Here is a 16151-nt window from a genome sequence, read left to right on the forward strand (position 1 = left end):
CTGTCTGGTTATGTTGTGACTAAACAGATTTCAATATGTGTTTCGCCAACGCGATTACCACGTCACGCAGCTCTACTGGAGTTTGGATATCCCACTCAAAAGGTAGCGACACTAATTGTCGTGCGAACCAATTTAAATTGTCGGACTGGTTATGCAATAAGACGCCAAAGTCAGTCTGCTCCAATAAACCAATCGCATCAAACAAATGATCACGTGCTGTTGTTAGGTCAGTTTTCAGCAATACATTAATAGAAAATGTACGCGGTATTATTGCCATAGATTCGCGTAAATAATTCAATGCATTAAAGCTGACAGGTCGTTGAAAAATATCGCTTAAAAGCTCTACGGCACTAATGCGGTCAAGCCTGAAAGTCCGTATTCCGGCGCGTAAATGACACATACCAATCACATACCAAAAACCTAAATAGAACACTAGGCCGTAAGGATCAAAATTGCGCTCGCTATGATGAGCTTGCGCGGAGCAATAATGCAGATGAACCCGTCGCAACTCCATCGTCGCAGCACTCAATGTCACTAGTGCCGCGTTATCTTCTGGTGAAGTAGCTCTCACCAAATCAAGTTGGACTGATTGATCAATTGCTCTTAAACGTTGTTGCAGCTTGACTGGCATGATCCGTTCTAATTTCGCTTGAGCACTGGCTACGGCCGGTACGGCTCCAGAGAAGCCCAAGTTGCGCGCAGCAAGTAATCCCAACGCTAAGGCTAATGCCTCATCATCGGTGAACATCATCGGTGGTAACTTGTAGCCAGGCATCAGCGAATACCCGCCATATCGGCCACGCTCAGTCATTATGGGAATACCGATTTCTTCTAATGTCACGATGTAACGTCGTAACGTGCGTCGATCTAATCCCAGTTTTTCAGCCATTTCCGCGCCGCTTAGTTGGCCGTACGTTTGCAGTAATTCTAGTGCTGCGAGTACGCGAGTTGCAGCTTGTGCCATATATAAAATTGAAATCAATAAGATGGGATTAATAGGGCTAATTTTGTCCTATATTACCTATATTCTATGGTTTTTAGGCCTACATTTGCTCCCATTGTGGAACATAAATTTATGAATGGAAAGAGATGGAAACTCTGATTACTACTTCAAATGCATCTGACTTTGACTTCTTCATTGGTCGCTGGAATGTTGCGCATAGACGCCTTAAAGAACGACTAGCAAACAGTAATGAATGGCTTGAATTTACTGGCTCATGCATTACTCAAAAAATTCTTGGCGGGCTAGGCAATTTTGACGACAATATTCTCGTTCTACCAGAAGGAACTTATCACGCAGCAACGATACGTTCATATAACCCAGCAAGCGGAACATGGTCAATCTGGTGGCTAGACGGACGTAATCCTGGTAATTTGGATGTGCCGGTGGTCGGACAATTTGAGAATGGTATCGGCAGGTTTTACGCCGAGGATACTTTTAATGGGAAAGCAATTCGACTTAGATTTCTGTGGACTCAACCCGTACCGGATATGCCGCGCTGGGAGCAGGCATTTTCTGCAGACGCTGGCGAGACTTGGGAGACAAACTGGGTCATGGATTTTAGTAGACAAGCATAATTTTATGCTCTCTGACATTTAATCCCGCTTACATTTAAATGCTATAACTTTCGGAGAGACTGAATATAGTCGATCTAAGTGTTATTTAGCTTTCGTTTTTATTGTACGAAACTGGCTTGTTAATTTTTGCGGAAATTAACAAGCCAATAAGCCACAAACACTAGGTATTCTTTTCGATTTTTGACTAGGTGTTTAGTCGCCTACAAAAACATCCCACCAGAAGCCTCAATCCTCTGTGCATTCACCCAGCCACTATTCTCAGACAATAGCGCAGCGATTGCGCCGCCGATGTCGTCTGGCAGCCCTACTCTTCCGAGTGCAGTTTGGCTAGCAACAAAACTGTTTAGCTGCGCATTGTCTCTGACTGCACCTCCGCTAAAATCGGTTTCAATTGCACCGGGGGCGATGACGTTGACCGCGATGCCGCGTGCACCCAGTTCTTTTGCCAGATATTTAGTCAGCACTTCGATAGCGCCTTTCATCGAGGCATATGCGGCATAGCCTGGCAGTGCAAATCTGGTTAAACCTGTTGATACGTTGAGTATGCGTCCGTGGTCAGCGATCAGCGGTAGCAAATGCTGGGTCAAGAAAAATACGCCTTTAAAGTGTATGTTGACCAGATTGTCGAATTGCGCTTCGGTCGTATCTGCAATAGTCGCATGTGAGCCGACGCCAGCGTTGTTGAGCAAAAAATCAAACTGCTTGCGCTGCCATTGTTGTTCTAGTGTTTGTTCGACCTGATTTGTGAAGGCCGCAAACGTCGAGGCCTTACCCACATCTAATTGCAAAGCGGCGGCATTACGACCCATTGCTTTAATCTGAGAGATGACAGCTAAGGCGTCTGCTTGTTTACTTTGGTAAGTGAGGATGATATCAACGCCTTGTTGTGCCAGTTTTAAGGCGGCGCTTTTGCCAAGGCCGCGACTACCGCCAGTAATGAGAGCGATTTTTGTGGTTGTTAATGCGCTTGTGTGGCTGCTTGACTGGTCGTTAGTTTGGCCAGTGGGTACTTGATTGATTGTGCTCATGATTCTGCTCCGGTTGGGTTTGCCCATCTCAGATGGGATGAAGCGAGTTTATAGATTAGAATTATTCAAATAAAGCCCAGTTAAATGATTGCACTGTTCGTTTAATGCGAACAATCAAGTGACCATCAAACGACTAATAGCAGTCAACAGCGTTGATTAGGGTCAACAAGCGTAAAAACTAAAGAAAGCAGCGGATGAATCGTTTAGAGGCTATGCAAATTTATGTTCGAGTGGCAGAACTGGCCAGTTTCACTCAGGCGGCAGATAGTCTGGGATTGCCCAAAGCGAGTATCTCGACGGCGGTAAAACAACTGGAGACCTTGGTCGGCACACGCTTGCTACATCGCACCACGCGTAACGTACAAATGACACAGGATGGCGTCCTATTCTATGAACGCAGCAAAGACATGCTGGCGGATATGGAAGAACTGCAAGCGCTATTCCAGCAAGGTGAAGGCCAGATCAGCTGACGTTTGCGCATGGATTTGCCGAGTGCCTTCGCCAGAAATATCGTTATTCCGCATCTGCCAGAATTTTTACAACTACACCCGCGCTTGGAGGTCGAGTTAAGCAGCACCGATCGCCGGGTTGATTTGATAAGGGAAGGTTTTGATTGTGTAATGCGGGTCGGCAATCTGACGGATAGCGCATTGATCGCCCGTCCGCTGGGAAATTTGCGGCAGATTAATTGCGCCAGCCCAGCTTACCTACAAGAATACGGCACGCCACATAAGCTGGAAGATCTGGCGCAGCACAAATTGATACACTACACCAGCAACTTTGGTGGCAAGCCAGTTGGTTTTGAGTACACGGACGGCGGCAAAACAAAAACGATTGCCATGTCGGGCACCATCACTGTCAACAACAGCGACGCCTATCAAGCAGCCTGCCTGGCTGGTTTTGGCATCATTCAGGCACCGGAAATCGGCACACGAGAACTAATTCAGCAAGGTCGTTTGATCGAAGTCCTAGGCGACTATACGGCAGAGGCAATGCCGCTATCCCTGCTTTACGCCAACCGCCGCCATTTACCCAAACGTACACAAAGCTGGATGACATGGCTGACGCAACTGGTTCAGCCTTATTTGGTTTGATAAACTTTTAAATTAGAATGCCCAATAATTTTTTGACTTGCTAGCAGCAAACATTAACGATCAAAGAATTAATATGGGTTATGTCTCGGAACAAATTAATCTACTAACTTGCATTTAAATTAATTGGCTTCAGATACCTTTGCTGCATTGCCAAAAGGGGCGCACGCTGCATCTGAACTCCAGCGCCCTGCGCATATACGAGAGCGGCATAATCCACCTTCCAAAGAACCCAGATTCTTACAGCGTTGCAGAAGACTTTCGGTCGTATCGCCGGGTTTTCTTTCGACGATATCCCGGCTACGTTCATCCACTTTAATTTTATCCGAACTCGCCTTACTGTTATCCGATGCGGGCACTGGCAAAGCTTTGTCATGAGCGACGATTGCAGCAATCAGAGCGACATCACTGTCTGCAGCTTGACTAGAAGACCGAGATGATGACTTAACTTTGTCTGATGAAGCGCTCGTTGTAGAAGTTGCTATTTTTTTGGCCTTATCTACCGATTTTGATTTTTCTTGCTTGTCATTCGATGCAAGTATTTTGGTCGATGCAGAGCTCTTCTTTTTCTTTTCATCTGACAAAGCTGATTTATTCTTGGTCGCTGAAACTAATGCCGTGCCAGTAGCTGTGGCTGCCAGCATGCTATCGAGACTATTTGCTTTAGATTGCTCGCCATTGTCATTCACGATCAGCGCGGCCAAGCCAGAGATTTTTCCTGTCTCTTGTTCACTAGCTTGATTTGTCTGCGCAGTAGAGGCGGAATTAGCTAAGGGAGCCGGCTCAGCACTGGCAGCAGGAATATTTTTAGGATTTACAGTGGCGGTCGTTGCAGTGGCAAGTTGATCACTTGGTCGAGCTGCCTGTGTTGGCTCAGTTGAATCGTCAAATATAAAAAAAGCAGCAATACCAGCAATTACGATAGCAACAGCACCAATTCCCAGACTCCAATTGCGACGCTTTTTCGGTCGGGCTACGCTTTGGTTTATACGCCCACTACTTTCAAGTCCAGACAAAATACGGCTACTTTGCACATTGGCGCTATCTGCACTGGTACTAGTTGATAACAAACTAGGCTTTGACGAGCTACTTTTTGCTTCTTCAGGACTGCCCAAAATTAAACTCCTTGTAACAAAATGACAAAATTACCTCGCAATTAGTTATAATTACGGCATTACTAAAAAGTAAATACATGGTAAATTACGTTCTTTCATGATCATAATACCAATTATTTAATTAGCAATGTAATATAAATAAGTAGTAATCCGCAAATAAATGTTGTTATGACAGGGTAATCGTGTTTTTTTTAATCGTTGGTTTGTATTTTTTGCTCGCTTGTTTTGCCGCTTGGTTATTGTTGTTCCCTGCGGGACGCGAAGTATTTGCAGCAACAATAGCGAGCGTCGGGTTGCTGATAGGACAACGATTTTCCAGGCTGGAACAAAATGCAACTGAGAAATCGCTTACTTTGGGAAGCGCAACAAGGACAAAATTTAATCAGGCAATAACAGCGGTAAAGCGGCATTACCTGATTTGCGTCGCCGCCATCTCGATTATTGCAATACCGCCGTTAGTAGCACTGATGCTAAGTCATCAAAATACATTGGACGGATATGAGTCAACTGATCGCGAAGTCAATATGCAAATCGCTGAGTTGCTTAAAGGCGAGCAACTTGTAGCGCCAGCTCCCCTGCCACCGGCAATCTTTTCTACGCAAGAGGTATTGCTGGAAAGACCAATGCTAAGCAGTGCAAGCCGCAATTGGGAGCTTTTGAATAGCGACTTCAAACAGCGCTTGTTAATGGCTTTTAAAATTATGAAGGAAAAACATGGCTACGACATGGCAATCATTGAGGGTTATCGTAGTCCAGAGCGGCAAAATATGCTCGCAAAACTAGGGGCAAATGTGACCAATGCCTCTGCTTTCCAAAGTTATCATCAATATGGTTTGGCGGCGGATTGCGCATTTTTCCGCGATGGGAAATTGGTGATTTCTGAAAAAGATCCCTGGGCAATGAAAGGGTATGAATTATTCGGGGAAGTCGCAGAGTCAGTAGGATTGACTTGGGGTGGGCGTTGGAAAATGATGGATTTTGGACATGCCGAATTACATTTACCTAATGTCCTGAAAAAATAAATTGAAATGGAGAAAATATGTCAAAACCAGTAATTCGCCTGGGTGATAAAACCTCCCATAACGGTGTAGTGATCGAAGCGTCAACGCAAAGTGATAGCGGCGGGATTCCAATTGCAAGGCTTGGTGACAAAGTGTCTTGTCCAATTAAAGGTCACGGGACAACCACTATCGTTAGTGGCGATCAGACATTTATCGTAGATGGAAAACCTGTTGCACGTGATGGTGATAAAACCGGATGCGGTGCAGTATTGATTGCGAGCCAGCAAGCGACCGTTGATCTGATTTAATGAGATTAATTTTTAATATATGTGTATAGGGAACATAGTTTGATGCGTAGCTGGCTTAGTCGTAGTTTAGTGATTATCGGAACCTTTGCGCTGGTGTGGCTGGCAGTGGCCTACTATTGGCGCTCCAGCAATCGCATGCCAAGCTCTTCAGAACTGGCGCTGTATTTTATTGGCATGCCAGTTGGTGCACTCATCGGTATCTGGCTGATCAGTAAATTAATTACGTTTGCAATGGCCAAAACTACAGTCAATCTATCCCCCACTTCTGATGTCACATCTGCTGGCACGGACTCGGCTCAAGATAACAGAATTGATTCCGAGAAAAATTTATCAATCGCGATCATAGCCTCCGCTATCAGGAGTTCATGCGGCAACTCGGCAGAAGAGTTGGCTGAGACCTTAAAGTCTAGTAAAAAAGCTTTTAAGCTTGATCCTGAATTGACCAATTCTGAAGGCTACCCAATACTTTCAGGGCGCATCGCCTCTATTGATGTAATTAATCAAATTACAGCATTTAACGAATGGTCAAGTACACATCAACGCTCGAATAAAGAATGGACTGAAGAGCAATTGCGGGCAATCATTATCGGTAGTGAAGTAGTGATTGAACTTGCGCAAGAATCGACTCAACACACTTTACTTGAAAAATATTTAGCAGCAGCCGAAGGCAAGCGTGATGCAGTTGCGCTACCGACAATGCAACTCATAGCACTATTGCCAGAGAGTTGGTCAACAGAGCAAAGTAATCAGGTAACAGAATGGTTTAGTCATCTGGTGACGCTGCAAGGATGGCCAGTTGAAAAGCTGAGTTTACGTTCAGAACGTCAATCTTCCCCAACCAAAGTACTGGCTACGGTTGATCGACTTATGCTGGATTCTTTCCAGCAATCACATTCATGCTTTAGCCTCATCATTGCCTGTGAGTCGCACATTGGTTCAAATACGGTAGAAAGCTGGGAGAGTGCTGGAAAATTAGTGGATCAGCAAGGAAACAATCTCTTCATCCCAGGAGAAGCTGCAGCAGCATTATTGTTGGGCGACCATCAACAAACACAATTACTTAACCCAGAAATTAGCGCCAAAATAAGCCGGGTTTTACAAAATGTACTAAAAAAATCTGCTGATAATGCTGGCCTTAAGCCTGACGATACGACGATTGAGATAACCCAACAAGCTCTTACAATAAGCGGCGTTACAGCAGAGCAGATAACACTGCTCGCTTCAGACACAGATCTACGCCCCAGCAGAATGATGGAATTAATGGATTTTGGAGCCCAAGCCTTGCCCCATCTGGAGCCAAGCACGCAATACATGAAAATTGCTGCAAGCTGCGGAACCATAGGACCGACCGCAGGCTTACTTTCTCTGGTTTTGGGACACTATGAAGTTATCAATAACTCGGGAATTGCTGTGTGTATCAGTAATAACGACAGTCACAAACGTGCCGTCGCTCTGGTTAGTTCTTTAAAAAATACTATGGCGAATAATGCCGCTTGAGTTTAACTAAAACTTAACACTACTTCTTAACAAGATAGACTTATGATGCAACGAATCTGGCAATTTTTAACGAGTACCCGCACCCTGGTTTTTATTGGTTTTGCGGCACTTGCCGCCTTCTTATTGATAGGTGCAAGCAGCCTTGAAATTGGTGCTATTTGGGTTGGCATTTTATTGGGTATCGCACTGATTGTCTGGTTGCTGGCCATACTCTATCGACGCTGGAAAGCCAAACGAGAGGCTGAGAGCCTCGGTAATATGTTGCAGCAACAAACCAATCAGGCGCAGAACCCAGCTTCCGGTTTAAAAAGCAGCGAGGTCGAGACGATACGTAAGCGCATGCTGGAAGCGATCACCACTATCAAAACATCTAAACTTGGTTTGATGTCTGGATCAGCCGCACTGTATGAACTACCTTGGTACATGATCATCGGCAATCCTGCCGCAGGAAAAAGCACGGCAATTGCTAATTCAGGTTTGCAATTTCCGTTTGCGGATAAAAATGGCAAAGTAGTACAAGGAATCGGCGGCACTCGCAATTGCGATTGGTTTTTTACAACTGACGGCATTATCTTAGATACCGCAGGACGATATGCGGTGCATGAAGAAGATCGCGAAGAGTGGTTTGGCTTTTTATCACTCTTAAAAAAACACCGGAAACTGGCTCCTATTAATGGCATTATTATCGCAGTCAGCATTACAGAACTTACTAATAATCGTCCAGAGTTTGGTATCAATCTCGCAAAGAACTTGCGCCAGCGCGTGCAAGAGCTCACTGAAAAATTGGAAGTATTTGCACCGGTCTATATTGTTTTTACTAAAGCAGATTTAATCGCTGGCTTTAGTGAGTTTTTTCTGGATACGGAGCGTAGTGAAAAAGACCGTGTCTGGGGTGCAACGCTACCTTACAGTCAAAAAAATACGAATCAGGATGTACTCAACTTTTTTGATGAAAGTTTTGATGAGTTGTATGATGGCTTAAAACAAATGAGCCTGGCAAATATGTCGATGAATCGTGGCGATAGAATGCCACCAGGGGTCTTTACCTTCCCTATCGAATTTTCATCAATCAAAAATCCGTTACGAGCGTTCATCGCCACTCTTTTTGAAGAAAATCCATTTCAGTTTAAACCGGTATTCCGTGGCTTTTATTTGACAAGCGCATTGCAAGAAGGAAGCGCAGTCAGCGCCTCATCAGAGCGTATTGCAGACCGCTTTAACCTCAAAGTTGTACGTCCTCAAAAAATCGAAATCACTTCACAACACGGATTTTTCTTATTAGATTTATTCCGTAAAGTGATTTTTGCCGATAAAAATCTCGTTGCGCAATACGCTAGCAGAACAAAAACTCGTCTTCGCTATGCAGCATTTTTTGCCGCTACAGCGCTGGTCGGACTATCTCTTGCCGCATGGAGTTGGTCTTATGTGGCTAATCGTCAATTGACTATGAACGTGCAGGCAGATCTGGATAAGGCGATCAAATTACAAGACAAAAAACTCGATCTGCAATCTCGGTTTGAAGCCCTAGAAGTGCTGCAGGAGCGAATTGAGCAGCTGACAAAATATCGCACCGATCGGCCTTTATCTTTGGGATTTGGGCTATATCAAGGTGATCTCCTTGAGAGGAAATTGAGAGAAGAATATTTCTCTGGGATTAAAGAGGTCATGCTGCAACCCGTTGGTTCTAATTTAGAAGCGTTCCTGACCGAAATGAATGCATCTAATGACAAATTAGAACCAATGACCAAAACTCCGCAGTCCGGTGCTGTTTCCAGCTCTGCGACTACTGCAACTGGAGTAGCGGGAGCCACTGCCATCGCGGCAACCCCGGCAAATAGTCTTGCTCATCCATATAAGGATGCATCACCTACCAACGTAGAAGATGCCTATAACGCCCTTAAGACATACTTAATGCTTAGTGATCGATCGCACGCGGAGCCTGGTCATCTGAATGACCAACTGACGCGTTTCTGGCGATCATGGTTAGAAAGTAACCGCGGCACGATGAGCAAAGACGAGATGATCCGTAGCGCTGAACGTGTAATTAGTTTTTACTTAGCGCAGATCAATGATCCGTCATGGCCAACGATCGATAATAAGCTTTCGCTGGTTGATCAATCGCGCGAAAATTTACGTCGTGTCGTACGAGGTATGCCTGCCAGAGATCGTGTCTATGCTGACGTAAAAGCTCGTGCCTCAACTCGCTTTCCAGCGGTAACTGTCGCTCGTATCGTTGGTGATCAAGACAAAGAATTGATTGTCGGTAGTTATGCGATTCCAGGAACTTTTACGAGGGAAGCATGGAGTAAATTTATTTCTGAAGCATTTAAAGATGCCGCAAATAAAGAACTGCAAAGTGCGGATTGGGTGCTTAAAACATCAGCAAAAGACGATTTAACGTTAGAAGGTAGCCCAGAGCAAATTCAAAAAGCGCTGGTCAACCAATATAAAACTGAATATGCCAAAGAATGGCAAAAATTTATGCAGGGCGTGACAGTTGCCGATCTCAATGGATTCGATGCGGCAGTCAATGCAATGAATCGCTTGGGTGATCCGCAATCCTCGCCTATCAATAAATTAATTACGACTGTCTATAACGAAACTTCTTGGGATAATCCATCCTTGGTTGATGAGGGAATACAGCGTGCGCAGCGTGGTTTTATTGGCTGGTTTAAAGAAACAATTCTTCGTCAAAAGCCATCGCAAATGAATATCAATCTGGATATCAACGCACCTAAATCGGATATTCCAATGGGGCCAATTGGTAAAGAGTTTTCAGGCATAGCTAAACTGGTCGTGGTCAAAGATAAAGATGCCTCTTTAATGCGCGGCTATATGGATAATCTATCCAAATTGCGCAGTCGCTTTAACCAGTTAAAAAATCAAGGTGATACCGGACCAGGTGCCAAACAGTTAATGCAACAGACGCTGGATGGTAACGGCTCAGAGTTGGCAGACACGCTGAAGTATGTGGATGAACAAATGCTGATCGGTATGACCGACACGCAAAAGCAAACTTTACGTCCGCTGCTAGTACGACCACTAATGCAAACCTTTGTCGTGATCATCAAACCGACCGAAGCCGAGATGAATAAAATCTGGCTAGCTCAGGTATATGAGCCATTCCAAAAGACATTATCGAATAAATACCCATTTGCGACAGACTCCAAAGTTGAAGCCAGCGCTCCTGAAATCGGTCAAATATTTGGCAGTGAAGGTGCCATCGCAAAATTCGTTAATGCATCAATGGGACCATTGGTTGTGCGTCGTGGCGATACACTTTCTGCCAGAACTTGGGCCAACATGGGAATTACCGTATCTCCCGCTGTGTCGAATAATTTTGCAAGTTGGGTCGCACCACTGAGTGCAGGAGGAGTACCTACAGCAAACGGTAACGAGGGTCAATGGGTATTTCAGATTCTACCGATGGCAGCGCCGGGAACCACTGAATACACAGTAGAAATTGATGGTCAGCAGTTGCGATATAGGAATACTCAGGCGCAATGGACTAATTTGGTCTGGCCAAACGCGCAAGGCACGCCGGGTGCGCGTATTACGGCAACAAGCTTTGATGGCAAAGTCATCGAAATTGTGAATTTCCCGGGTAAATTTGGTTTCAAACGTTTGATTGATTCCGCGGTCAATAAGAAAAAAGACGGCGGAATATTTGAACTCAGCTGGGCTAACGGCAATGTCAATGTGGCGGTTGACCTCAAAATTATCAGTAAGCCAGATGCATCCGCAGACAGCAGTAATCCGCAGGCGAAAGGCTTCCGAGGGATGAAGCTACCTGATACGGTGCTTGGTGGACCAGTTGCCCCTGTAGAGCCTGTCGCAGGTGCTGCTAATGGGACGACAACAGAGGTGGGCGCAACGCCTGTAGCTGCGGGAGTAAGCAAATGAGTAATACGACGACACAAACAAAAGTAGGCTATTTTGGAAAAATTCCAAGCCGGGGCGATTTTATTAAGGCAGCAGATAATATACCGCTAATCGATGTACTGGATGACTGGTTAGCGCAAACAATGACTCTGCTGTCTGCAGATCCTCGCTGGAAAATTGGCTACGATGAGGCAAAGCCATTGGATTTTGCCTTTATCGGACCACGCAAAAAACGGGCAATCGCAGGACATATCATCGCCAGTAGTGATATGGCACAAAGACGTTTCCCGTTTTTGACGATGAGTGCGATGGAAATCGAAGACCCTGCTGAATTTGTCAGCTCCAGTCCGGTTATTTTGTCTCGACTATGGAATCGGCTAACAGCTCAGGGCATCAGCATCGTGACCGCTCCTGACCCCGTGATACCGCTGCAAAATCTCTCCTCGACCAGAGTTGATCTGGAACTTCGCAGTAATGCCTATGAGGCTGCATTCTCTGATTTTCTTGAGATGCAGACCTTAGGGGCTTTAGACAATATGCTGCAACTCAGCGGTTTTAAAGGAAATGTCCGTCAACTACTGTTAGCACTGGGCTTGCTGTTACAACCAGTCATGACTAGCAATACAACCCGACTGGAAAAAAGTCTGGTATTACCGTTGCCAAAAGATGCCATGTATCGGTATATGGTTGCCGCATTCTGGATGCATATCATCACCCCGTTTTTATTGCGGGCAGATTTTGAGCTAGCGTTATTTTTTGCTCAATTGCAAAAACATCCTGCGATGATATTAGGATTTAGCGGCGCCTCGGCACGTACTTTGCACGCCATACTCGATCCTCAAATCGGTGAAGAGCACCATATCGCGTTTGATGATACCCAGTGGGTAGAAGATCAGGTCAACGCTGACTTTGGTTTAAAGAAGTTTTCCAGTTATCTGGTTCAACCTGATCTGTCTCTCAAATCGGCCCTCGATTCATTTCGCTCAACTTTTATTGGAACTTAACGCTATGCGTTATCTGTACATCGTCTTATTGCTTTTATCGAATGTCGCCTTGGCTCAACAACCGACGCAACCGCTGGGACAGCAAGCAGCGCCTGCTGTCGCCACACCAAAGCCAGGACAAATACTGGTCAGTGGCACTGTCCCTGACGAAACCACCAAGGCTGGCATATTGGCTCGCGTACGCGAGTTGTATGGTGCAGAGAATGTGGTTGATCAAATTGCGATCGGACCTGTCGTATTACCTGCTAACTGGAATACTTACGTACAAAAACTCATCAATCCGAATTTAAAAATGATCAGCCGCGGCCAGCTCAAAATTGATGGTAGTTCCGTAAGCGTCAAAGGTGAGGTCTCGAACGAAGCCCAACGTCAACAAATTGCCAGTAATATTGCTACTAGCCTAAATCCTACTTACACTGTTAACAATGGTCTTCGGGTTTCTGCGTCGGAACAAAATGTGCTAGACGCCGCGCTTGGTAATCGCATCATTGAGTTCGAAGTTGGAAAAGCGACACTGACACCAGTTGGCAAATCGATTCTGGATGAGCTTGCCGTACCTTTGTTAAAACTTAAAGATAAAAAAGTGGAAGTAATCGGACACACTGACAATCAAGGCTTAAGAGCAAGTAATATCGCCTTGAGTAGCGCACGGGCAGAAGCAGTTAAAACTTACCTGACGTCAAAAGGTATCGCCGGAGAATTGATCAGTACCTCCGGGCAAGGCCCTGACCGCCCGGTCGCAAGTAATGACACACCTGATGGTAAAGCACGAAATCGGCGTATCGAATTCCGCATCGCTCAGTAGCAAATAAAAAAGCAGGAGAACATTCTCCTGCTTTTTTTAACGATGCTTTATTTTACAAAATTCCAATTAGGAGTTTTGATGGAATTTTGTAAAAAGTAGCGACTATATTTTTTGTTGTATTGCAGGAGTAAAGCTTTGCGAGGTTGATTCAACCCCACACTAACCAACCAGTCTTCCGGGTTGATTTAATTGCTTACCCCTTATTATCCGCTTGTGAATTCAAACCCAATAACTCCTCCACATGAGAAAGCGATGCAGCATCTTTGATGACTGTGCTTAACCATGTATGCAAAGGCATATCACCCCAGTGTGCCGCTTTATCTGCAAGATAAGCAACCGGACTATGCGGTTCAGTGCGCCTGAAAAAATCAGCTACTGCACGTAGTTGCGCTAATGCTTGCGCCCTGGTCTGTATCGCTCCATTCATAGCAAGAACGGACGATGATGGCACTGACTGTGAGGTTTCATTGTTCACTTCAGTATCTTCCTGATGAGATGGCGCAGTACCGGTCTGTACTCCAGACTCTTGCGCAAAACGAGTGATCAACTTTAAAGCAGTTTCCAGTACTTCTCTGGCAGCAGAGAACCCCGGACCATCTACGCCCAATCTGGCATCGATTGATTGCTCCAACTGCTGTAATGCGGGTAAAGTCCGCTGGGCATCTGAGAGTAATTTCTCATAAAATGCTCTTGAGCTTTTACGTCTGGCACTTTCCATATCTGCCAATTTCGGTCCCTCCTCCGGACGACCACCTTCCATCGCAATTTTTTCTGCATTGGCTGCACGCGCACGTGCTGCCTCAAAGTCAACAATAGAATAGGCAGTATCACGGCCTTCGGTAATTGGAATTTCTCTTACTAATTGCGTTGAACGAGACAATATCCAAGACAAATTGCCGATACGTTGTTCCTGATCTCCCTCATCTGGAACCGGATACATGCCTTCCCAATATTGATCAAACAAACCAGCGACTAATAAATACCCGTCGGCCAGACCAGCAAAGTGATGAATTTTGGTACTTGCCTCCGTCAGCCAAACAGCTAGTCGTAAATCTTTACTCTTTGTTTCGATTAAAGCAGCGCAATTCTTGACAACGAAGGGCCAGTCCGCCGTTTTAATCTCTGTCAACCACTCGCCCTGATCGAGAGACGAATCCTCAAAGCGTCGGGCCTCCATGATCGCATCGAGTTCGCGGGAAAATGATAAATCCTCCCCAACGGTTGTCGGGCCGCTAATCGGTTGCAATAATTTTTTAACGTCAAACATAATGTATGTAATCCCGTAAAGTGTTTTTACGCCGACAATCAACGCCAGCCGTGAGTTAATCAAGTTTCAGTTTAATAATGCCCAACAGATATTGACGAAGTTGGCAATGGGTTTCATCGGCGTTTAGCAAGCCAATCTCTGGCAAGTGCCTGTGCTGTTTCTAGTTGTGCTCGGCTCATCATGGTCTCAGCCAGTTGTCGATTTTTCAGAGCATCTTTATCGCCAGCAGTCGCAGCCAGGTTAAACCACATGTGTGCCTGCACGATATCGGTTGAAATCCCCAATCCGTTTGCATACATCCAGCCCAAATTATATTGCGCCTCTGGGTAGCCCTGATCTGCCGCTTTTCTATACAAAGAAACCGCCGCGGGAGGATCGGCGATGACGCCTCTGCCTTTGGCATAGATCGATGCCAGATTGCAGGTCGCTGCAAGATGCCCCTGCTCTGCTGCTTTTTTAAGCCAGTTCAATGTCGCAGCAAAATTACGCGGAACCACTTCACCTTTATCGTACAGGTTTGCGATTTGAAATTGTGATTCGGCATCTCCCTGTTCAGCCGCTTTCATATACCAGCCCGCCGCTTGAGATTCATCTTTGGATATCCCTTGACCTGTACTGAATAACTTCGCCAATCTGATCTGAGATTTTAAGTCACCTTGGTTCCCTGCTCTGACATACCATTCGACGGCAACGGGTATATTTTGTGTGATACCTGATCCTGTTTCTAACGCAGAGGCAAGCAAAAATTGCGCTTCTGACAGACCAGATTCTGCTGCTTTCCGGTACCAGATCGTAGCTAGCCTACTGTCTTTAGAAACACCTTTACCACTAGCATAAAATTTCCCTAGCTCTAACTCAGCCTGACCATGCTGCCGCTCTGCCGCTTTCCGCATCCATAAAACGGCGGCACTATCGTCATGAACCGGACTAGGATTGGCTGAATATAGCTTAGCCAGTTCAAACTGTGCATCCGCATGCCCCTGCAATGATGCTTTACGAAGCCATAAGACTGCTGCTTTGATATCTGTAGATGTACCACGTGCGGAGTAGCGTGAACCCAACTTAAACTGGGCATCTACATTTCCCTTATCCGCTGCTTTTGTGTACCAGACCATCGCTTGCTTATTGTCTTGAACAACACCAACGCCCTTTTCGTAAAGCTCACCTAAAAAAACTGCGACTCTGCGTCTCCGCCCTCAGCAAGTGGCTTGATTTGCGTCAGTGCTGAAGCGAAATCTCCTTGCGCATAAGCAGTCCGCGCCTCTTTTATACCAGACCATGCACTGGCACTAAGGCAAGCAAATCCAATAGCACAACTCAATTGAAACAAGAATTTCTTCATAAATTTGGGAGGTACTTTTTTTGCAGCGATCATCATTTGCGTAGTGTAATCTGATTCGTGCCTTTTTGATATTTTATTACTAAATAATACATATCTCCTGAAGTATCACACCATGCCAGGCCACACCCGATCAAACTTCAAGGTAAATAAATACAATGTAGAGCTTTGCTCAGGCTTTACACCAATATAAAGTCATCTAAAAATCGCTGTCTAAATCTACTTCGTTTTCTAGC

At 45.3% G+C, this 16151-nt stretch carries 12 protein-coding genes and 2 pseudogenes; 8 read left to right on the forward strand and 6 right to left on the reverse strand.

The window, feature by feature from the left end; genetic code table 11:
- Positions 1-19: 19 nt before the first annotated feature.
- Complete coding sequence (locus tag AAKU61_RS11695) at positions 20-964, reverse strand: helix-turn-helix transcriptional regulator (RefSeq protein ID WP_354332395.1); 945 nt, start codon at positions 962-964, stop codon at positions 20-22.
- A 125-nt stretch (positions 965-1089) separates the two neighbouring features.
- On the opposite strand from AAKU61_RS11695, the gene AAKU61_RS11700 reads away from it, so the two are divergent.
- Positions 1090-1578 carry a DUF1579 domain-containing protein gene (locus AAKU61_RS11700; protein ID WP_354332397.1) on the forward strand — a complete coding sequence of 163 codons (489 nt, stop codon included), beginning with the start codon at positions 1090-1092 and terminating at the stop codon, positions 1576-1578.
- Between the two features lie 200 nt (positions 1579-1778).
- Here the strand turns inward: AAKU61_RS11700 and AAKU61_RS11705 are convergent, their stop codons facing one another.
- The gene (locus AAKU61_RS11705; protein ID WP_354332399.1) at positions 1779-2606 is read right to left on the reverse strand and encodes an SDR family NAD(P)-dependent oxidoreductase; all 828 of its coding nucleotides are present in this window, start codon (positions 2604-2606) and stop codon (positions 1779-1781) included.
- 194 nt (positions 2607-2800) lie between these two features.
- Between AAKU61_RS11705 and AAKU61_RS11710 the strand changes: the two are divergent.
- A pseudogene (locus AAKU61_RS11710) lies at positions 2801-3700 on the forward strand (LysR family transcriptional regulator).
- Between the two features lie 119 nt (positions 3701-3819).
- Here AAKU61_RS11710 and AAKU61_RS11715 read toward each other — a convergent pair.
- Positions 3820-4812, reverse strand: a complete 993-nt coding sequence (locus AAKU61_RS11715) for a hypothetical protein (RefSeq protein ID WP_354332401.1) — start codon at positions 4810-4812, stop codon at positions 3820-3822.
- A 182-nt stretch (positions 4813-4994) separates the two neighbouring features.
- Here AAKU61_RS11715 and AAKU61_RS11720 point away from each other — a divergent pair, with 182 nt between their 5' ends.
- Genes AAKU61_RS11720 through AAKU61_RS11745 form a run of 6 tightly spaced genes read left to right on the forward strand, consistent with a single transcriptional unit; the run spans position 4995 to position 13309 of the window.
- Entirely contained in the window at positions 4995-5834 is an 840-nt protein-coding gene (locus AAKU61_RS11720) for a M15 family metallopeptidase (protein ID WP_354332403.1), read from the forward strand.
- Positions 5835-5851: 17 nt separating this feature from the next.
- On the forward strand, positions 5852-6121 hold the full coding sequence (locus AAKU61_RS11725) for a PAAR domain-containing protein (protein WP_354332405.1): 270 nt from the start codon (positions 5852-5854) through the stop codon (positions 6119-6121).
- A 42-nt stretch (positions 6122-6163) separates the two neighbouring features.
- Positions 6164-7618 carry a hypothetical protein gene (locus tag AAKU61_RS11730; RefSeq protein WP_354332407.1) on the forward strand — a complete coding sequence of 485 codons (1455 nt, stop codon included), beginning with the start codon at positions 6164-6166 and terminating at the stop codon, positions 7616-7618.
- A gap of 45 nt (positions 7619-7663) precedes the next feature.
- Positions 7664-11521 (forward strand): type VI secretion system membrane subunit TssM, encoded by a 3858-nt coding sequence (tssM, locus tag AAKU61_RS11735; RefSeq protein ID WP_354332477.1) that lies wholly within the window; start codon positions 7664-7666, stop codon positions 11519-11521.
- A complete protein-coding gene (gene tagF / locus AAKU61_RS11740) occupies positions 11518-12504 on the forward strand; it encodes a type VI secretion system-associated protein TagF (protein WP_354332409.1) in 987 nt (328 codons plus the stop codon). Before tssM ends, tagF begins: the two co-directional genes overlap by 4 nt.
- A gap of 4 nt (positions 12505-12508) precedes the next feature.
- A complete protein-coding gene (locus AAKU61_RS11745) occupies positions 12509-13309 on the forward strand; it encodes an OmpA family protein (RefSeq protein ID WP_354332411.1) in 801 nt (266 codons plus the stop codon).
- Positions 13310-13502: 193 nt separating this feature from the next.
- Here the strand turns inward: AAKU61_RS11745 and tssA are convergent, their stop codons facing one another.
- The 3 genes and pseudogenes from tssA to AAKU61_RS11760 form a co-directional block, all read right to left on the reverse strand.
- On the reverse strand, positions 13503-14576 hold the full coding sequence (gene tssA / locus AAKU61_RS11750; protein ID WP_354332413.1) for a type VI secretion system protein TssA: 1074 nt from the start codon (positions 14574-14576) through the stop codon (positions 13503-13505).
- Positions 14577-14689: 113 nt separating this feature from the next.
- Entirely contained in the window at positions 14690-15691 is a 1002-nt protein-coding gene (locus AAKU61_RS11755; RefSeq protein WP_354332415.1) for a tetratricopeptide repeat protein, read from the reverse strand.
- A pseudogene (locus tag AAKU61_RS11760) lies at positions 15668-15736 on the reverse strand (SEL1-like repeat protein); the annotation flags it as partial. The gene AAKU61_RS11755 and the pseudogene AAKU61_RS11760, both read right to left, overlap by 24 nt.
- Between the last annotated feature and the right edge of the window lie 415 nt (positions 15737-16151).

The sequence above is a fragment of the Undibacterium sp. GrIS 1.2 genome (assembly GCF_040544435.1).
Classification (GTDB): Bacteria; Pseudomonadota; Gammaproteobacteria; order Burkholderiales; family Burkholderiaceae_D; genus Undibacterium.